General features: G+C 40.8%; 15 protein-coding genes and 1 other annotated feature. Of the genes, 1 reads left to right on the top strand and 14 read right to left on the bottom strand.

Features of this window, described 5'->3' with window-relative positions:
* Positions 1-4: 4 nt before the first annotated feature.
* From clpB to AKG39_RS04125, 13 genes are all read right to left on the bottom strand, one after another.
* Positions 5-2,617, bottom strand: coding sequence for an ATP-dependent chaperone ClpB (clpB, locus tag AKG39_RS04185; protein ID WP_050739106.1), 2,613 nt, complete (start codon positions 2,615-2,617; stop codon positions 5-7).
* Between the two features lie 10 nt (positions 2,618-2,627).
* Positions 2,628-3,278 carry a hypothetical protein gene (locus AKG39_RS04180; RefSeq protein WP_050739105.1) on the bottom strand — a complete coding sequence of 217 codons (651 nt, stop codon included), beginning with the start codon at positions 3,276-3,278 and terminating at the stop codon, positions 2,628-2,630.
* 213 nt (positions 3,279-3,491) lie between these two features.
* Positions 3,492-4,493, bottom strand: coding sequence for a 4-hydroxythreonine-4-phosphate dehydrogenase PdxA (gene pdxA, locus AKG39_RS04175; RefSeq protein ID WP_050739104.1), 1,002 nt, complete (start codon positions 4,491-4,493; stop codon positions 3,492-3,494).
* 162 nt (positions 4,494-4,655) lie between these two features.
* Positions 4,656-6,632 carry a sodium-translocating pyrophosphatase gene (locus tag AKG39_RS04170; RefSeq protein WP_050739103.1) on the bottom strand — a complete coding sequence of 659 codons (1,977 nt, stop codon included), beginning with the start codon at positions 6,630-6,632 and terminating at the stop codon, positions 4,656-4,658.
* Positions 6,633-6,688: 56 nt separating this feature from the next.
* Positions 6,689-6,916: a preprotein translocase subunit SecG gene (gene secG / locus AKG39_RS04165; RefSeq protein ID WP_050739102.1), complete on the bottom strand. Its 228-nt coding sequence runs from the start codon at positions 6,914-6,916 to the stop codon at positions 6,689-6,691.
* Between the two features lie 127 nt (positions 6,917-7,043).
* Complete coding sequence (gpmI, locus tag AKG39_RS04160; RefSeq protein ID WP_050739101.1) at positions 7,044-8,579, bottom strand: 2,3-bisphosphoglycerate-independent phosphoglycerate mutase; 1,536 nt, start codon at positions 8,577-8,579, stop codon at positions 7,044-7,046.
* Between the two features lie 39 nt (positions 8,580-8,618).
* Complete coding sequence (tpiA, locus tag AKG39_RS04155) at positions 8,619-9,356, bottom strand: triose-phosphate isomerase (RefSeq protein ID WP_050739100.1); 738 nt, start codon at positions 9,354-9,356, stop codon at positions 8,619-8,621.
* Between the two features lie 11 nt (positions 9,357-9,367).
* Positions 9,368-10,558: a phosphoglycerate kinase gene (locus AKG39_RS04150; RefSeq protein WP_050739099.1), complete on the bottom strand. Its 1,191-nt coding sequence runs from the start codon at positions 10,556-10,558 to the stop codon at positions 9,368-9,370.
* A 103-nt stretch (positions 10,559-10,661) separates the two neighbouring features.
* A complete protein-coding gene (gap, locus tag AKG39_RS04145) occupies positions 10,662-11,666 on the bottom strand; it encodes a type I glyceraldehyde-3-phosphate dehydrogenase (protein ID WP_050739098.1) in 1,005 nt (334 codons plus the stop codon).
* Between the two features lie 64 nt (positions 11,667-11,730).
* Positions 11,731-12,792, bottom strand: coding sequence for a sugar-binding transcriptional regulator (locus AKG39_RS04140; protein ID WP_050739097.1), 1,062 nt, complete (start codon positions 12,790-12,792; stop codon positions 11,731-11,733).
* Between the two features lie 137 nt (positions 12,793-12,929).
* Entirely contained in the window at positions 12,930-14,348 is a 1,419-nt protein-coding gene (rpoN, locus tag AKG39_RS04135) for an RNA polymerase factor sigma-54 (protein WP_050739096.1), read from the bottom strand.
* An 80-nt stretch (positions 14,349-14,428) separates the two neighbouring features.
* On the bottom strand, positions 14,429-15,343 hold the full coding sequence (gene trxB, locus AKG39_RS04130) for a thioredoxin-disulfide reductase (protein WP_083439414.1): 915 nt from the start codon (positions 15,341-15,343) through the stop codon (positions 14,429-14,431).
* A 16-nt stretch (positions 15,344-15,359) separates the two neighbouring features.
* Positions 15,360-17,105, bottom strand: coding sequence for a Na/Pi cotransporter family protein (locus tag AKG39_RS04125; RefSeq protein ID WP_242852551.1), 1,746 nt, complete (start codon positions 17,103-17,105; stop codon positions 15,360-15,362).
* A 284-nt stretch (positions 17,106-17,389) separates the two neighbouring features.
* Positions 17,390-17,600: a binding site (T-box leader), on the top strand.
* A gap of 63 nt (positions 17,601-17,663) precedes the next feature.
* Between AKG39_RS04125 and AKG39_RS04120 the strand changes: the two genes are divergently transcribed.
* On the top strand, positions 17,664-19,058 hold the full coding sequence (locus AKG39_RS04120; RefSeq protein WP_050739093.1) for a glycine--tRNA ligase: 1,395 nt from the start codon (positions 17,664-17,666) through the stop codon (positions 19,056-19,058).
* An 85-nt stretch (positions 19,059-19,143) separates the two neighbouring features.
* Here AKG39_RS04120 and AKG39_RS04115 read toward each other — a convergent pair whose 3' ends face one another.
* Positions 19,144-19,530 (bottom strand): 4Fe-4S binding protein, encoded by a 387-nt coding sequence (locus tag AKG39_RS04115; RefSeq protein WP_050739092.1) that lies wholly within the window; start codon positions 19,528-19,530, stop codon positions 19,144-19,146.
* Positions 19,531-19,575 lie beyond the last annotated feature (45 nt).

The following is a 19,575-nucleotide window of genomic DNA, read 5'->3' as shown; positions in this document are numbered from 1 at the left end:
TTCTTTATTCTTCTTCACCGATGAAAAAATCACCGTTTGGCTTAACATCAATGGATAAAGTTTGACCTTCATGAATGTTTCCACGGATGATTTCTTTTCCGATCATTGTTTCAATGTGTTTTTGAAGATAACGTTTCAGCGGTCTGGCTCCATAAGCAGGATCAAAACCTCTTTCTACAATGGATTCCCTTGCAGCTGATGTTAGGGAAATTGTGATGCGACGTTCATCCAGCCGTTTCTGTAAATCTTTTAACAGCAACTCAATGATTTGTGCAATGGCTGCTTTACTCAACGGTTTATACAGAACGATTTCGTCAATTCGATTGAGAAACTCTGGCCGGAAATAACTTTTCAGCAAATCCATCACAATGGTTTCGGTTTCTTTGGTGATTTCACCGGAGGTATTAATTCCTTCTAAAAGATACTCTGAGCCAATGTTTGAGGTCATGATGATAATAGTATTTTTGAAATCCACGGTGCGGCCCTGGGAATCAGTAATTCGTCCATCATCCAAAATCTGAAGAAGAATATTAAAGACGTCTTTATGGGCCTTTTCTATTTCATCCAGGAGAATAACCGAATAGGGTTTACGGCGTACCGATTCAGTGAGCTGTCCCCCTTCTTCATAGCCCACATAACCCGGAGGTGCTCCGATTAAACGGGATACCGAGAATTTTTCCATGTATTCACTCATATCGATACGGATCATGTTTTCTTCAGAATCAAAAAGTGTTGCTGCTACCGCTTTGGCCAGTTCCGTTTTTCCAACCCCGGTGGGTCCCAGAAACAAAAATGAACCAATGGGACTCTTGGGATTTTTAATGCCTGCCCGGGATCTAATGATAGCATCCACAACCTTTTCGATGGGTTCTTCCTGACCGATAACACGTTCTCTAAGAATATCTTCCAGCCCCAAAAGCTTTTCGCGTTCACCAGACAGCAATCTGCTTAAGGGGATACTGGTCCAATCAGAAATAATTTCCGCAATTTCCTCTTCGGTAACTTTTTCACGTTTCAAACTATTTTCATCGCCTTTTTCATCAGCTTTCATTTTAAGTTCTTCAAGCTTTGCGGTTTTTTCCGGAATCTTTCCGTATTCCAATTCAGAGGCCTTTCGATAATCCCCCTCTCTGATCGCTTTATCCCGTTCATGGTTTAATTGGCTTAATTCCTCCTGAAGTGATTTTAGTGTATCTGCTGAATTTTTCTCATTATCCCACTGCATACTCATGGTATTGAAGCGTTCCTGATACTCCACCAGTTCCTTTTGGAGCCGTTCCAGACGTTCCTTGCTTAATTTATCTTTTTCTTTTTTAAGTGCCACTTCTTCAATTTCCAACTGCATCATTTTACGGCGGACCTCATCCATTTCCTCTGGCATGGAGTCCATTTCTGTTCGAATTTTCGCGCAGGCCTCATCGATGAGGTCAATGGCTTTATCCGGAAGGAAGCGATCAGAAATATATCGGTTTGACAGCGTCGCGGCAGCCACCAAGGCAGTGTCAAGAATCTGAACCCCATGGAAGCGTTCGTAGGTGTCTTTTAAGCCACGGAGTATGGAAATCGTATCTTCGACACTGGGTTCATCAACCATGACCGGTTGGAAACGCCGTTCCAATGCGGCATCCTTTTCGATGTACTGCCTATATTCATCCAGTGTGGTGGCACCGATACAATGAAGTTCGCCTCTTGCCAGCAGCGGCTTCAGCATATTACCGGCATCCATGGCACCTTCGGTTTTTCCTGCGCCAACGATATTATGCAGCTCATCAATAAAAAGAATAATTTCTCCGTTGCTATCCACTACTTCCTTTAAAACAGCTTTGAGACGTTCCTCAAATTCACCGCGATATTTGGCACCCGCAACTAAAGCCGCTAAATCCAGAGAGATGATGCGTTTTTCTTTTAATCCTTCGGGAACATCTCCTTCAACAATTCGTTTGGCCAAACCCTCAACAATGGCGGTTTTACCAACCCCGGGTTCACCAATCAGCACTGGATTATTCTTTGTTTTGCGACTGAGAATCCGAATGGCATGTCGTATTTCGGCATCTCGGCCAATAACCGGATCAAGCTTATTATCCTTGGCATCCTGAACCAAATCATTTCCGTATTGGCTTAAAGCTTCATAGGTGACCTCGGGATGATCATTTACCACCCGCTGTCCGCCACGTACTTCTTTAAGAATATTTAAAATGTCGTTTTTCGCAATGCCATATCGTTCCAGAATTTCTACGGATTTTGATTTTTTGCCGAGGCTATATAAAGCCAAAAGAATGCATTCCACTGAAATGTATTGATCATCCAGTTTTTTAGCTTCCTTGTAAGAATCATTAAGCACTTTATCTGTTTCTGTACTGATGTATACCTTCCCCTGTTCACGACCGGGGCCTGAGACACTGGGTTTTTTGGCAATTTCTCTTCTGAGTTCCTCAGCTATGGTATGTGAATTTTTTCCAAGCCGATCAAAAATCCGACCTACAATACCATTTTCCTGGGTAATAAGTCCCATTAATAAATGTTCGGGTTCAATTTCCATATGATTGTTTTCACCGGCAATGAGCTCTGCAGTTTTAATTGCTTCCAATGACTTTTGTGTAAATAGATTCATATCCATCGTTTTTACCTCAATTCTTTATTTTTTTATAATAATCCCCATAGATCTTGTCCAATAGCTTTGTAATGTCTGAATTTTCCAGCCTTTCAATGTTCAAAAAATAAGCATTCATTGCCTGGTCAATCATCTTTAAATATCGTGTAAGATAATCCGCAATAACTTTCGTATCCCGGGATAACTCACCTTCCTCTTTGAACTCTCTAATAAATTTATGATTGGTTTTGTTATCATTCAGATCGGTGGGATAATTCTGGTATTTTTTTTCAATATCTGTGATAAGATTAAAAAATTCATCAAAATGGTCATTTAAATCCTCTGACTTTGTCCGCGAGCTAATTTTTAACACTGCATGCTTCCCTTGGTCATTACTGGCAAATTCATAACTATAACGGACTTTAGGTCGATATTTATATTTTAAACTCTTGCCAAACTGGATGCTTGAGTTTTTATTAATTTGGCTTACGGATAGGGTATCACTAAAATTTTCATCTAATTGTACCAGTATCTTTTGAATTTTTTGCTCTGGGGTCACCAGGCCAATTTTTTCAGCTAAAATATCATTAATCAGCTGGGAGCGGTTTGTATTTTTGACATAGGCCATTTGATCAATTTTTTCAACAATTTCATCAAATAACATTAGACTGTATACACTTTTTTTCACCAATATCACTCCTTCTTTATAAATCATAATTCCCAATACCTAATCCGTCAATCACTTTAATCTTTTCCGAATCTTTTTATTAATTCTCTTGCCTATTTAAATCTAAGGCTGTTTAGTACTTACCCCAAAAATGAAAAAAAACCCAGTCTCGACCGAGACTGGGCTAAATTTCTTGAACATTGATTCAGGCAAATTCATTATAAATTTTAAAAATTATTTATTATTCTTGAAATTCGGGGCATAGAAAACAGCCAACCGAATGGCTTCAATCATACTGACTGGGCTGGCAATACCTTTCCCGGCAATGTCTAAAGCTGTTCCATGATCCACCGAAGTTCTTAAAAAAGGCAATCCGCTGGTGATTGAAATGGTTCGCTCAAAATCCACCATTTTCGTGGCGATATGACCCTGATCATGATAGAGAGATAAAACCGCTTCGTAATCGCCTTTCAAAGCAAAGTGAAAAACGCTGTCAGCCCCAATCGGTCCCATCACATCAATTCCCTTTGCCCGAGCCTCCTCAATCGCCGGGATCATTGACTCCACCTCTTCCTTTCCAAAGAGACCATGTTCCCCGGAATGTGGATTTAAACCGGCAACGGCGATCCTGGGATTTTTTACCCCCAGTACTTCAAGTGCCTTTACACAGTCCTCAATAAAATTCACTAATTGATCCCTGGTCACCAGATCACAGGCCTGTTTCAATGATACATGGCGGCTAAGGAAAAAAACCCGAAGATTTCTTACCTGAAACATTGTCAGCGGATTTTTTGTTCGAGTTAAATGTCCGATGATTTCCGTATGGCCGATAAAGGGCACCTTTGCGGCTTTAAGAGATTCTTTATTGATTGAAGTAGTTGCCATCACATCTGCTTCTTTATCCGTGCACAAATTTACAGCTGCTTTGATATAGTCATAGGCAGCCTGGCCGGTCATTGCCTGGACCTCACCCATTTTTAATTTTTCCATGTCAATATTATTTAAATCTATTAAATTAAGAATTTCAGGACTATAATCACCTTCTTCGGGTTCTTTTACAACATTGATAGTCAAGTCAACACCGCAAAATTCCAGTGCCTGCTGCAGCACCTTCTTGTCTCCTACCACAATACATCTTGAAATATCCTGGATCATTTTATCTGCCAGTGCTTTTACAACTATTTCCGGGCCGATCCCGGCGGCATCACCCATTGGAATAGCTACGATTGGTTTCATTTTTTCTCCGATTTCTTGCTTGTTTTATTAATTATAATTTGATTGTCCTTTTCTTTCAAGACTTTAATTCCGGAATTATATAAATAATGCTTTCCCTCAATAAAAAAAACTGCCCAAACACAGGAATCCCTGTATTGGGGCAGTCATGATTTTTTACTGAATTTAACCGATTGTTAAGAACAATGGTGCGAATACCAAAGAAACAATGGTCATAAGCTTAATTAAGATATTGATAGAAGGTCCGGAAGTATCCTTGAATGGATCGCCAACGGTATCTCCGACAACAGCAGCTTTATGAGCATCACTGCCTTTTCCGCCATGAGCGCCGCCTTCAATATATTTTTTGGCATTATCCCAGGCTCCACCAGCATTGGCCATGAAGATAGCCATGAGAACGCCAGTAACCAGGGCACCAACCAATAAACCACCCAGAGCTTCTGCGCCGAGAATAATTCCCATTGCAAGTGGCGAAGCAATGGCTAAAAGACCGGGAACTATCATCTTTTTAAGAGCAGCAGATGTTGAAATATCAACACATTTTGCATAGTCCGGTTTTTGGGTTCCCGCCATGATTCCAGGAAAGTCTCTGAATTGGCGACGTACTTCTTCAATCATTTCATTGGCTGCTGCGCCAACGGCTTCCATGGTTAATGCCGAAAAGAGGAATGGTAACATTCCGCCAATTAACATCCCAATAATAACATTTGGGTTTAACACATCAAGTGTTTCTAATCCCACCGTTTCAGCATAGGCAGCGAAAAGTGCCAGGGCGGTTAAAGCCGCTGAACCAATAGCAAAACCTTTACCAATGGCAGCGGTTGTATTACCAACAGCATCAAGCTTGTCAGTGATATCACGTACTTCCTTGGGCATATTTGCCATTTCTGCAATTCCACCGGCGTTATCGGCAATTGGGCCATAAGCGTCAACGGCAATGGTCATTCCACAGGTTGAAAGCATACCTACAGCAGCCAGCGCAATACCGAAAAGTCCGGCAGCGGAGTAAGCAACAAAAATCGCAACTGCCATAGCTAAAATTGGAAATGCAGTGGACTTCATACCAACCGCTAATCCACTGATAATCGTGGTTGCTGCACCTGTTTCAGATTGCTGGGCAATGTGTAAAACAGGTTTATAATGTTCTGATGTATAGTATTCAGTTAATTTACCAATAATAAGGCCAACTACCAAACCGGCAATGATGGCTACGAATGCAGCTGATCCTCCGGTGAACCAATTGGAAAGAAAGTATGAAGCAATAATAACAAGGATCCCACTTACATAAGTTCCGGCATCCAATGCTCGTTGCGGTTTTCCGCCTTCTTTTCCGCGAACGAAGAAAGCACCGATGATTGACGCAAGAACGCCGACTCCGGCTAAAAGCACAGGAAATACGACACCATTAATAGGTCCCAAAGCAATGATCCCCAAAGTAATAGCAGAAATAATGGCACCAACGTATGATTCAAATAAATCTGATCCCATACCCGCAACATCACCGACGTTATCACCAACGTTATCAGCGATTACGGCTGGGTTACGCGGATCATCTTCAGGAATACCGGCTTCAACTTTACCGACAAGGTCGGCTCCGACATCCGCAGCTTTGGTGTAAATACCACCGCCAACTCGACCGAAAAGGGCGATGGAAGAAGCTCCTAAACCAAAACCGGTAATAATGGTGATGTCCTGAAAAATTAAATACAGTGTACTTACGCCCAGTAAACCTAAGCCGACTACACACATACCCATAACAGCGCCACCAGAAAAGGCGACCTGAAGGGCTTTGCTAATACCACTTTTTTGAGCCGCGTTAGCGGTTCTGACATTGGCTTTAGTGGCAACCTGCATACCGAAAAATCCGGCCATGATCGAAAAAACAGCTCCCACAAGGAAGCATAGTGCAGTTGTTATTCCTAAACCCGGTGTAACCGTTAAAACCACAAGCATAATTGCAATAAAAATTGCGATCATCTTATATTCACGTTTTAAAAAGGCCATTGACCCCTCATGAATATAACCTGCAATTTCTTTCATTCTGTCTGTACCAGCGTCCATTGATGTTACACGCTTCGCAAAAATAAGCGCAACAACCAACGCTACAACTCCAATTGCTGGAGCCATATACAATAATTCCATTTCCAAATTCCCCCTGTAAAGTTTTTTGCATCACCCAAGAACAGATGCGGGTTTAATTAAATAATTGAATAAACAAATGCAGACAACATAAATAAAACAGCTGAGATTTTCGTTGCTTTTTCTAAAGCGCCTTCAAAACCTTTAGCTTTTTTCTTTCCAAACAATGTTTCGGCTCCACCTGCAATGGCTCCGGACATTCCTGCTGCCTTACCTGGCGATAATAGAATCGTTGAGATAAGAACAAGGCTGGAAATAATTAATACAACCAGTAAAGCGGTTTTCATCGGTATCACCTCCGTATATAATCGTGCACATAATAATATCATACCCAAAAAATATTTTCAATCATAAAAAAAGTCTCAGGCGAGACTTTTTTTATGTAAACGTAACCAATTATCCTGTTTTAATAGATTACGCTTTTTCAATTAAAATTTCCCCGGTCATTTCAATCGGAATTGGTAATTCCATCAAATATAACATGGTTGGCGCGACGTCAGCCAGCTTGCCATCTTTTTTCAATACAATATTTCCGGCCCCGGCGATAACACATCTTACTTTATTGGTGGTATGTGCGGTAAATGGCTGATGTGTTTCATAATCAATCATTTTTTCAGCATTTCCGTGGTCAGCGGTTACTAATACCATGCCGCCTCTGGCTAAAATCGCATTAATGACTTTCTCCGCGCAGGCATCCACACTTTCAATGGCTTTTTCCGCTGCATCAAGAATACCGGTATGACCGACCATATCGGCATTTGCAAAATTGAGAATCATTACCTGATATTTTTCACTGTTAATGGCTTCCACTGCTTTTTCTGCAACTTGGGCAGCACTCATTTCCGGTTGCAAATCATAGGTTGCGACATGAGGCGATGGCACTAAAATTCGATCTTCCAATGGATACTGTTTCTCTAATCCACCATTGAAAAAATAAGTTACATGGGCATATTTCTCTGTTTCTGCAATCCTCAGCTGAGGAATACCCAGGGTACTTAAATATTCTCCCAGCGTATTTACCACTGTAAATGGTTTGAAAGCAATTTCAACATTATTAAAAGTTTTGTCATATTGGGTCATGGTAATAAAGGTTACCGGTAAAAATCCCCGTTTTCTTGTGAATTCCGCAAAATCCGGATCAACAAAGGTTCTGGTGATTTCTCTGGCACGGTCTGGTCTGAAATTATAAAAAATAATGGTATCATCCTTTTGAATGCGTTTTTCATCACTGGAGTACAAGATGGTTGGACGTATGAATTCATCGGTTACGCCAATGTCGTAGGATGCCTTCATAGCTTCCAAGGGACTCTCGGCGTATTCGCCTTCCCCCAATACCATGGCATTATAGGCTTCTTCCACACGATCCCAGCGGTTATCCCGATCCATTGCATAATAGCGGCCAATAATGGTAGCTATTTTCCCCACCCCAATTTCCTTCATTTTTTCTTCCAGCTTATGAATATAACCTGCTCCACCATCCGGAGCGGTGTCTCGGCCATCCATAAAACAGTGAATATAGACTCTTTCAAGCCCCTGGTTCTTGGCAAGCTGTATCAGCGCATAAAGATGATCCTCGTGGCTGTGGACCCCACCATCGGACAATAAACCCATAATATGAAGGGCACCATCCTTTTCTTTGGCAGATTGTATACCGTTGAGGAAAGCTTCATTTTCAAAAAAATCCCCGTCCTCAATGGATTTAGTAATTCTTGTCAGCTCCTGGTAGACAATCCGTCCGGCACCCAGGTTGAGATGTCCAACTTCAGAATTTCCCATTTGTCCTTCGGGTAGACCTACCCCAAGACCACTGGCTGTTATAAGCGTATGGGGATACTTCTGACAGAAAGTATTGAGGAAAGGACTTTTTGCCTCGGCAACAGCATTGCCTTCCTTACATTCAGTGTAGCCGTAACCATCAAGAATGATCAGAGCCATTAATTTATTTTTCATCGTTATTTATTCCTTTCCACCAATTTCCTAAACTACTGTTTAAAATTTTACAATTTCTGAGAAGCTTGCTTTAATTGAAACTCCTCCAACCAATGCACCATCAATGTTTTTCATGGCCATTAGTTCTTTTACATTTCCCGGATTGACACTGCCGCCGTATTGGATACGAACGTTGTTAGCAGCATCTTCACCATACATTTTTCCAATGATTGTTCTTACCCAACCACAGGCTTCATCCGCCTGGTCTTTTGATGCTGTTTTTCCAGTGCCAATCGCCCAAATGGGTTCATAGGCAACTACAACTTTTGATACATCATCAATATTTTTTAAACCAGCTTCCATTTGGGCAACAACTTTTGCTTCAGCCTGTCCGGTCTCACGTTCTTCAAGGGTTTCACCACAGCAGACAATGGGAATCAAACCCAGTGAAAGGGCTTTAATGGTTTTTTTATTAACTGCTTCGTCAGTTTCGTTAAAATATTGACGTCGCTCAGAATGACCAATGATAACATATTTCACGCCGATGGCTACCAGCATTTCACCGGAAATTTCACCGGTAAATGCGCCATTTTTTTCAAAATGCATATTTTGGGCTCCAATGCCCACATTGGAATTTTTTGTCATTTCAACCGCCTTTTGAAGGCCCAGGTAGGTTGGACAAAAAACGACTTCTGCGGTGGCATCCGCCACCAGTGGCAATAATGTATTGATCAGTGTTTCGGTTTCATTAATATCCTTGTTCATTTTCCAGTTTCCGGCAATAATTGGTTTACGCATTTTTCTTCCCCCTATTTGTTTTGTAAAATTTCAATCCCAGGCAATAGTTTTCCTTCCAGGAATTCCAACGATGCTCCACCGCCGGTGGAGATATGACTCATACCATCTTCATAGCCTAAAATTTTAACAGCTGCGGCTGAATCGCCTCCGCCAATAATCGTAATGGCGTCGGATTCTGACATGGCTTTGGCAATTGCTTCAGTTCCTTTGGCAAACGCCGGCATTTCAAACACTCCCATTGGACCATTCCAAATAACCGTTTTTGCGCTTAAAATCGCTTTGGCAAAAATTTCCGCAGTTTCAGGTCCGATATCAAGTCCCAATGACTCGTCGGGAATGGCATCAATGCCCACCACTGTATAAGCTGCGTCGGCCGCAAAGGCCTCGGCTGCCACAATATCAACCGGCAACAGTAGTTTTACCCCTTTGGTTTTAGCTTTGACAATAAGTTCTTTGGCCAATTCGATCTTATCTGCTTCCAACAGGGATTTTCCAATGCCGTAACCCTCGGCTTTTAGGAATGTATATGCCATCCCGCCTCCGATAATCAGGGTATCAACCTTTTCCAGAAGGTTGTTGATCACCCCAATTTTATCAGAAACCTTTGCCCCACCTAAAATAGCAACAAAGGGACGGGCTGGAGCATCCAAAGCTTTTCCCATAAAGTCAAGTTCCTTTTGGATAAGAAAACCTGATACGCCGGGAAGAATTTGGGCTACTCCCACGGTTGACGCATGGGCACGATGAGCTGTGCCAAAAGCATCATTCACAAAAACATCCCCTAATTCAGCAAGTTCATTTGAAAATTTGGGGTCGTTTTTCTTTTCTTCTCCACGAAAACGGGTATTTTGCAGCAACAAGACATCTCCTGGTTTTAACGCAGCTGCGGCGGCAACTGTTACCGGACCGGTGACTGCTCCATCATCGTTGAATATAACCGGTCTCTTCAACACTTCAGAAAGTTTTTTTGCGATCGGTTCCAATGAATACTTCGGATCCGGTTCGTTTTTCGGACGTCCTAGGTGAGACATGAGAATCAGTGCAGCACCCTGATCTAAAATATAGGTCATAGTGGGTAAGGCCGCTACAATACGCGTGTCATCAGTAATGTTGCCGTTTTCATCCAATGGCACGTTGAAATCAGCTCGCATTAATACTTTTTTTCCTTTTAATTCAATATCCGATACGGTTTTCTTGCTCATACTATTATCCTTTCGAATTTGCTTGAAAATAATTTCAGTTCCTCATAATTATGAGGAACTGAAAAGTTTTTTGCCGGTTTTATCTAAATAGGTTTAATTATACTTATATTTGTGTTGCAACAAAAGCTGCTAAACGAACAAGTTGAGATGTATAGGACATTTCATTATCATACCAGGCAATGATTTTAACCTGTTGTTTTCCACCTTCAACATCCATAACCTTTGTTAAGGTCGCATCGAATAATGATCCGTAGCTCATTCCAATAATATCAGTAGATACAATTTGTTCCTCATTGTATCCTAACGTTTCATTGGCAGCAGCTTTTAAAGCAGCATTAATTTCTTCTTTGGTTACCTTCTTTTCAAGGACACAGGTTAAATCAACCAATGAACCAGTGATCACAGGAACACGTAATGCAAAGCCATCTAATTTTCCATTTAAGCCTGGCAATACTTTACCGACAGCTGCGGCAGCACCGGTAGAAGTAGGCACAATATTCTGAGCAGCGGCACGGCCTCTTCGTAAATCTCTATGAGGTCCATCAAGCGTTGCCTGATCATTGGTATAGGCATGAACAGTGGTCATTAATCCGCTTACTAAGCCAAAATTATCATCCATAACCTTGGCCACAGGAGCCAAACAGTTTGTGGTGCAGGAAGCCCCGCTAATCACGGTTTCAGAACCATCAAGAACATTTTCATTAACGTTGTAAACAATCATTTTTACATTGCCTTTTGCTGGTGCAGATACAATAACTTTTTTTGCGCCGGCTTTAATGTGTTTTCCAGCACCCTCTTCGTCAGTAAAGAATCCGGTGGATTCTATAACAACATCAACGCCTATTTCACCCCATGGTAAGTTTTCCGGATCTCTCTGGGCAAAAATCTTGACTGCTTTTCCATCAACCACGATGGCATCATCTTTAACTTCAATGGTATTTTCTTTGAATTTTCCCTGAGCACTATCGTATTTTAACAGGTATGCTAGAGTTTTAGCATCTGTTAAATCATTGATAGCGACAACATCAAATGCAGGATTATCCGCCATTAATCTAAAAGTTAACCGACCAATTCTACCAAAACCATTAATTGCTACTTTTACAGACATTTTATCTGCCTCCTTAAAATATTTAGTAAACTTTTTTTAATCTATAACTCAGTCAGAATACGATTCATTCTGTATCTGACATGGTTTGTAATTTTTTCAGTATCTCTTTCGCCGCACTTTCATCAGTAATGAGGACAATATTGTCCCGGACGCGGCTTACCGCAATAATAGCTTCAGCCTTTGACGTTCCTCCGGCTATAGCAATTACATGAGGTATTTTTTTGAAATTCTCAATGCCGATACCAATGGTACTCGAAGGACAAACAACTTCACCCTTAATATTAAAATAATGGCCGAATGATTCTCCCACCGCGCCTTCATTTAAAACTTTTCTTTTTTCTGCAGTATTCATATTGCGCCAATCTGCCAGAACATCTGCACGCCCTAATCCAAAAATAAAAATATCGATATCATCCATTCTATCGAATACCCGTTTTATTTCCGGATAATCCTTTAATGCTTCCAATAAGCGTTTGTCAATATTATCCGGCAGGTGGAGCAACTCATAATTCGAATGCAGCTTGAGTCCCATTTCCGCAACCACATTATTTGCCTGGGTGGAGTGACTTTTTCCAATTCCACCCCGGGCCGGGATGACATATACATCGGGATAAAAGGCTTCCCGCATTTCATCTGCAATTGCAGCCGTACAGCTCCCGCCGGTGAGGGCCAGCGTATCTTTATATTTCATAACCGATAAAACATATTTAGCGCCGGATCGCCCCATAAACTTCATTACCTCATAATTCATATCCATATCTCCCGGAGAAATAATGACACGTTTCAAATGAAGTTTATCCATAATTTCTTTTTCCATTTGCTCCAAACCATTATATGTATAAAGTAAACCTTTGAGCTTAATCAATATGTCTTTCCCTGTTTCAGTGATCACAACGCCTTGGCGTTCAACAGTCACCAGATTTTGTGCTTGGAAAAAATCGATTTCATTGCGAACCTGACGTTCACTTAAATCCAAAACAAAGGCAAGGTTTCTCCGGCCGATGGGTTGCTCACTACTAATGGTCGACAGTATATTATATCGCATTTCAATGAGATGATTCACTTCTGGAGCAACGAGCTGCTGGAGCTCAATAACTTCCTTACTAATTTTTAGTTGACTTGTCACTATATTAACCCTTCTTTCGGATATGCTTACTCACTTTTGTCCCAGTGGGACAAAATCATTATACTTTATTTAAACTTCAAATACAAGATAAAACGGTCAAAAGATTACAAAGATACGCCAGATTTTTATTTTTACTGTTACCGATACTCTTTTCGCTTTGAAGATGGCTGTATTGACAACGCTTCTCGATATTTTGCAATGGTTCTCCTCGCCACTTCGAGATTTTTTTCCTTGAGTATTTCTGAAATTTTCTGATCACTGAGTGGCTTTCTTTTGTCTTCAACCTCGACCATCTCCTGAATAAATTGTTTGATGGCGTCCGATGAGAGATCTTCTTCTCCGTGGTTGAAACCACGTTTGAAAAAAAACTTCAGGGCAAAAGTTCCTTTTGGGGTTTGTACATATTTCCCTCGTATGGCGCGACTCACCGTAGATTCATGAACGTCAATCATATCGGCAATGCTATTTAAAGTCAGCGGCCGCAAATCTTCTACCCCTTGAAAAAAAAAGTTTTTTTGACAAGTTGCAATTGCCTGAATAACCTTTAAAATAGTATCCCGACGTTGTTCAATACTCCGAATCAGAAAAACTGCGCCATCAAGCTTTTTTTCTAAGTACTTACGGGTATCCTCATTTTGATCCGTTTTTTTCAACATCCCCTTATAAAAGGAATTGATCTTAAGCCTTGGTGCTGAAATTTCATTAATCTTTACAATCAGTTCCCCATCCACAATTTCGATACTACCATCGGGAATAACATAGGAAACCCCTTCTAAGTTAGTGAACTCCCTGCCTGGCTTGGGTTCAAGAGTTTTTATGAGTTCTTTGAATTCGAAAACTTCTTCAAGGGAAAGACCTGTGGCGTGGGCAATCCGTTTATACTGATTGTCTGCCAAATCAGTTAAATGCTGATTAATGATCTCCATATATATATCATCGTTTTCATAACCCAAATATCTTAATTGAATCAAAAGACATTCTTTAATATCTCTGGCACCAACCCCGACGGGGTCAAAACCCTGGATAATTCCAATAATCTTATTAATATTTTCCTCGTTGGATTCAAGAATTTCCTGTAAATAGTCCATATCAACAATCAGATACCCATTATCATCAATACAGTCAATGAGATATTCCCCGATGAATATTTCTCTCTTGCTTAATTTTTCAACTACCATATTAAATTGGAAATGGAGATATTCGTTCAATGTCTTTTCCTGATAGGAAAATTTTTCAAAACCGTACTCTTCATCCGGATCATAATTGGTTGGCGTCTGGCCCCTGTATTCCGAGGGTTCCATACTATTAAAATAATCATCCCAATTGATATCGTCTTTTTTATTCACATCTTCTTTTGCTGCTTCTCCGGTTTCCGGAGCCAATGTTTTAATCGAAACCTCATTAAATTCCAATACAGGATTTTCCATAATTTCATTTTCAATAAGATTGTTTAGCTCCATAGAAGTTAACTGAAGAATTTCTATGGCCTGTCGCATTTCCTGGGTCATTATGAGCTTCTGCGTTTGTGTAATGTTCAAATCAAACTTTATATTCATTCTCACACATCCCCACTTTGTTATATTTTCCTATTTATAAAAACAGGACTGAATTTTTACCAGTCCTATTATATCATGTTCTACTTTAAATCTTCAATGAATTTAATTACATTAACCGCTGCGATTGCACCGTCTGAGGTGGCTGTCACAACCTGTCGCAAGGATTTCTTGCGGACATCCCCGGCTGCAAATATTCCCGGAATATTAGTCCGCATTTCCTCATCGGTAATAAGATAATCTCGTGCATCCCGCTGAAGCGTCCCAACAAAGGCTTCGGTATTTGGCTTTTGCCCTACAAAGACGAAGACCCCGTCCATTGGCACTTCAGAAAGTTCTTCGGTGCGTACATTTTTGACAATAATACTTTCCACCATGTCATTCCCTTTAATTTCTGCAATCACCGAACTGAGCAAGAATTTAATTTTAGGGTTGTCGATCACTCTTTTTTGGAGAATCTTTGCACCCCGCAGCTCGTCCCGTCGATGTATAATAGTAATTTCATCAGCAAATTTTGTAAGGTACAAGGCTTCTTCAAGAGCGGTGTCGCCGCCGCCAATGACTGCAACCTTTAAGCCTTTGAAAAAATTCGCGTCACAGGTTGCACAATAGGATACCCCCATGCCCCGGAGTTCGCGTTCACCTTTACAGCCAATCATTCTCGGCTCAGCTCCGGTGGCCATAATCATTGTTTGGGTTTTCAATTCACCGGCATCGGTTTGAACCGTGAATCCCTGGGGTGTTTGTTCATTCGATAAATAAGTGTGCATGGAAAACTCCACCCCAAATTCCACACATTGATCACGCATTCGTTCAGTCAGACCCGGACCGGTAGAGTGGGCCGGTGCTCCCGGATAATTTTCAATTTCCCAGCTGGTGGCAATTTGTCCGCCAATACCGCCTTTTTCCATAATCAATACTTTCAAAGCACCGCGTGCGGCATAAATACCGGCACTCAAACCAGCTGGACCACTGCCTACAATTATTACATCATACATCATTTTCAGTCTCCTTTTAAAATTGTGTCGTTATGAGATTCTTTTTTTCTTTATCTTTTTTTCCAGAACTAATCAGCCCTTTATGCAGTTTTAAACCCAGAATACCCTGGGCAATATTTGACGCATGATCTCCGACCCGCTCAATATTTGTCAATAAATCCAGATAAATAATTCCTGCATAAGGATTACATGCACCATCATTAAGACGCCGAATATGATCGTCCTTTAATTTTTCAGTCATCACATCAATTTCTTCTTCCTCATCAAAAATCTTATAACATAATGCCACATCTTCATTTTTAATAAGTTCCACCATATCTCTCAGCGTATTCGAAGTGAAATTAATATGATCCAATACTTCCTGATTGCCAATCTCACTGAAGATAATTTTATTTGCAACCCGCACTTCTGCCAATTCGGCAATGTTCATAGCGTGATCCCCAATCCGTTCCAAATCGTGGCTGCCCTTAAGGATAAACGCAATCCGATCATTTTCGGCTTCGGATAGATTAAGATTTGAAAGCTTAATAGCGTATTCCACAATTCCCTGTTGAAATTCATCAATGCGCTCTTCCCGCTTTCGAACATCCTCACTCAACTTTTCATCGCCCTCCATGACTGATTGGCACGCAAGTATGAAGTTTTTCAGACACATCTCACTCAGTCTTAGCAACTCTTTACCAACCTGGCCAAGGGCAATCGAGGGATTACTGAAGAGACGATCATCGAGTTGCAGACATTTTTCTTCTTCTTTTTCGGGATAGGTTCGGTCCAGAAAAGCAACAAAATATCCAATAATCGGAAAAAGTACAATAGTATTCGCAATATTAAAGAAGGTGTGAGCCATGGCAATTTGTCGTGCCACATTGGGTACGACTTCGCCACCCGCTGCGGTGATCGTTCCCGAAATGCTGACAATGAATTCATAAATAGGATTGACTGACAATAATCCATCCATTCCCAATAATAATAACATTACCCATACAGCTCCAAAAATATTCACAAATAGATGAATAAACGCTGCTTTTTTTGCCGCAGTGGATGTGCCAATACAAGAAATCAACGCAGTAACACAGGTTCCAATGTTCGTCCCGATTAAAATCGGGACGCAAATTTGAATAGCTTCAGTTCCGCCAATGCTGGAAAACACCCCCGAAATAGCCAACGCCTGAAGCAAACCAATGGAAGCGCTGCTGCTTTGAACAAGCCCGGTAATCAATGTCCCGATGAGGAGCCCCAATAATGGGTTTTTTCCATAAGTGGTAAGGAGGTAAATAAAGTCTTCACTTTCTCTTAGCGGAGACATAGCCGCGGCCATCAGTGCAATACCGAAAAATAAAATACCGAAACCAAGCACAATGCCCCCGGCATCCCGGATTTTCTTCTTATTTCCAAAAAGCGCTATTATTGTCCCAACACCAATGAAGATTGGTGCCATCTCAGTAATGTTGAAGGCAATCAACTGGGCGGTTACCGTTGTCCCAATATTTGCTCCCAGAATAACCCCAGCTGCCTGGGTAAGCGTCATTAACGCGGCATTGACAAATCCTACCACCATAACCGTTGTAGTGCTTGAACTTTGCACAATCATGGTGACGACTGTTCCAACCATAACCGCTTTAACTCTATTATTGGTTAGAACCTCCAGCAACTTCTTCATTCTAGATCCGGCAACGGTTTTAAGTCCTTCGCTCATCATGTGCATTCCGTAAATAAAAAGGCCTAATCCACCGAAGAGACCCGCTAGCATTTCAAATGTCATATTTTTTCTCCAAAACATAGTGTATTATTAAAGATTAGACTTATAAAATTACCTAATCCATTCATTCTCCTGGTTAACAATAATTTCAATTTTGTCAATTCAGTTCATAAACATTTTAACATTAATCCAACATCAATTGTTTTTTTTTTTTTATTAATCTCTTAATTTATAAAAACCCAGTTATTGATTAAATTAATTTTTGCTACAATCTCTGGGAAAGGTAATTTTACCTTGACATTCATCTTTGTTTTTGATAATCTTTAACTTAGTTTACAAACAAATAAATAAAAGCAATGAAAAAAGAGTGTCATTAGGTCAATGGTTTAAGCGAGCAGATGATGGTGTGAGATCTGTACGAATACCCAATGAATGGAGCTTTTGGAGCTGCAGACAGTGTCTAATCGCACCGTGTCTGACGTGAAACTCGTTAAAAATTAAGGTGGTTTGTCTTTGACAGGCAACTTGGGTGGAACCGCGGAACAATCCGTCCCTTGTATATTACAAGGGGCGGATTTATTTTTAATTTTTTTAAGTACATAAGTACATAGGAGGAAAAGCATGTCACAATTTACCATGGCTGAAATTGTCAGCCTCGCAAAAATGAGGGGAATTATTTTCCCAGGTTCTGAAATTTATGATGGTCTTGCCAACAGCTGGGATTACGGCCCATTAGGTGTTGAGATGAAAAACAATATAAAAAAAGCCTGGTGGAAAAAATTCGTCCAGGAATCACCGTATAATGTCGGTTTGGATGCAGCCATTCTGATGAACCCAAAAACTTGGGTTGCTTCCGGCCATGTTGGCGGATTCAATGATCCGCTAATGGATTGCAAATCCTGTCAATCCCGTTTTCGCGCGGATAAGCTCATTGCCGACTATTATTTCGAAAAAGGCGAAGATGTTATTACTGATGCCTGGACCAATGATCAAATGATGGCCTTTATTCTTGAAAACAATATTGTGTGCCCTGAATGCGGAAAAATGAACTACACCGATATCCGCCAATTCAACCTGATGTTCAAGACTTTTCAGGGGGTTAACGAGGATACCGCCAGCGAGATTTTTTTACGGCCGGAAACCGCCCAGGGGATTTTTGTTAACTTCAAAAATGTTCAGCGAACGACCCGTAAAAAAATACCCTTTGGTATTGCCCAGATTGGCAAATCCTTTAGAAATGAAATCACGCCGGGAAACTTTATTTTTAGAACCCGTGAATTCGAACAGATGGAACTTGAATTTTTCTGTGCTCCCGGTACTGACCTGGAGTGGTTTGATTACTGGAAAGCTTTCTGTAAAAAATGGCTATTTGACTTGGGGATGAAGGATGATAATATTCGTTTCCGTGATCATGAAAAAGAAGAACTTTCGCATTACAGTAATGCCACCACCGATGTGGAATTCCGTTTCCCATTTGGCTGGGGTGAACTCTGGGGAATTGCTGATCGAACCGACTTTGACCTGACTCAGCATCAAAACCATTCAACCAAGGATATGAATTACATCGACCCTGCCACCAATGAAAAGTATATTCCTTATTGCATCGAACCATCGCTTGGTGCTGATCGCGTATTTTTGGCATTCTTATGTAATGCCATGGAAAAAGAAGTCATCGAAAATGGTGATAAAACCGAAGAACGACATGTTATGAAAATCCATCCCTTTCTTGCCGCTTACAAGGCTACAGTTTTGCCGCTGTCTAAAAAGCTGAGTTCTGAAGCCACTGATATTTATCAGCAGTTGGCCAAGAAGTTTATGGTTGAATATGATGAAACTGGAAGCATTGGCAAGCGTTACCGCCGTCAGGATGAAATCGGAACGCCCTTTTGTGTTACTGTAGATTTCGATACCCTGGAAGATAAGTGTGTTACCATTAGAGACCGCGATACCATGAAACAGGATCGCGTGCCTATCAGTGAAATGGTCAGCTACATCGCTGCTCGGGTAGACTTTTAATCATTGATTCACACCACTGAATGATTAATCTGGCTTTACAACAAAAAAAAGGTTCCCTAGGGAACCTTTTTTTATCAAGTATTCTTTATGCTTCTACTATTGCCAATACATTTTGTGGACATGCTTCAACACAAATTCCACATGCAATACATTTTGAAGGTACATCTTTATCTTCGGACTTCACAAGAACGCCAAATGGACATGCTTCAATACATTTGCCACAGTTCACACATAATTTTTTACTAATCATATAGACGCCTTTTTTGTTTTGTGTAATTGCGCCGACTTCACAAGCTTCTGCACATTTACCACATTGGATACATACAAGGGTTTTAAAACTATCATCTTCTTCAGTTATGCGAATACAAGACAATTCTGGATTCAACTCTTTATAAAATGCATTTGCACATGCCAATTCACACCCTAAACATGCTACACATGCCGCTTGATCAACTACCACTACTTTTTTCATTGTTACTCCTCCTTACGGACCTTCAAGAATGAAATATCCGTTTTC

Source organism: Acetobacterium bakii, assembly GCF_001263355.1.
Taxonomy (GTDB): domain Bacteria; phylum Bacillota; class Clostridia; order Eubacteriales; family Eubacteriaceae; genus Acetobacterium; species Acetobacterium bakii.
This window is presented reverse-complemented; position numbering and strand designations above follow the sequence as displayed.

Coding starts and splice junctions, on each gene's coding strand:
- tpiA (WP_050739100.1), bottom strand. CDS start 9,356: ATGCGTAAACCAATTATTGCCGGAAACTGGAAAATGAACAAGGATATT.
- AKG39_RS04170 (WP_050739103.1), bottom strand. CDS start 6,632: ATGGAATTATTGTATATGGCTCCAGCAATTGGAGTTGTAGCGTTGGTT.
- AKG39_RS04120 (WP_050739093.1), top strand. CDS start 17,664: ATGTCACAATTTACCATGGCTGAAATTGTCAGCCTCGCAAAAATGAGG.
- AKG39_RS04125 (WP_242852551.1), bottom strand. CDS start 17,105: ATGACATTTGAAATGCTAGCGGGTCTCTTCGGTGGATTAGGCCTTTTT.
- AKG39_RS04150 (WP_050739099.1), bottom strand. CDS start 10,558: ATGAGCAAGAAAACCGTATCGGATATTGAATTAAAAGGAAAAAAAGTA.
- rpoN (WP_050739096.1), bottom strand. CDS start 14,348: ATGAATATAAAGTTTGATTTGAACATTACACAAACGCAGAAGCTCATA.
- gap (WP_050739098.1), bottom strand. CDS start 11,666: ATGTCTGTAAAAGTAGCAATTAATGGTTTTGGTAGAATTGGTCGGTTA.
- secG (WP_050739102.1), bottom strand. CDS start 6,916: ATGAAAACCGCTTTACTGGTTGTATTAATTATTTCCAGCCTTGTTCTT.
- gpmI (WP_050739101.1), bottom strand. CDS start 8,579: ATGAAAAATAAATTAATGGCTCTGATCATTCTTGATGGTTACGGCTAC.
- pdxA (WP_050739104.1), bottom strand. CDS start 4,493: ATGAAACCAATCGTAGCTATTCCAATGGGTGATGCCGCCGGGATCGGC.
- trxB (WP_083439414.1), bottom strand. CDS start 15,343: ATGTATGATGTAATAATTGTAGGCAGTGGTCCAGCTGGTTTGAGTGCC.
- AKG39_RS04115 (WP_050739092.1), bottom strand. CDS start 19,530: ATGAAAAAAGTAGTGGTAGTTGATCAAGCGGCATGTGTAGCATGTTTA.
- clpB (WP_050739106.1), bottom strand. CDS start 2,617: ATGGATATGAATCTATTTACACAAAAGTCATTGGAAGCAATTAAAACT.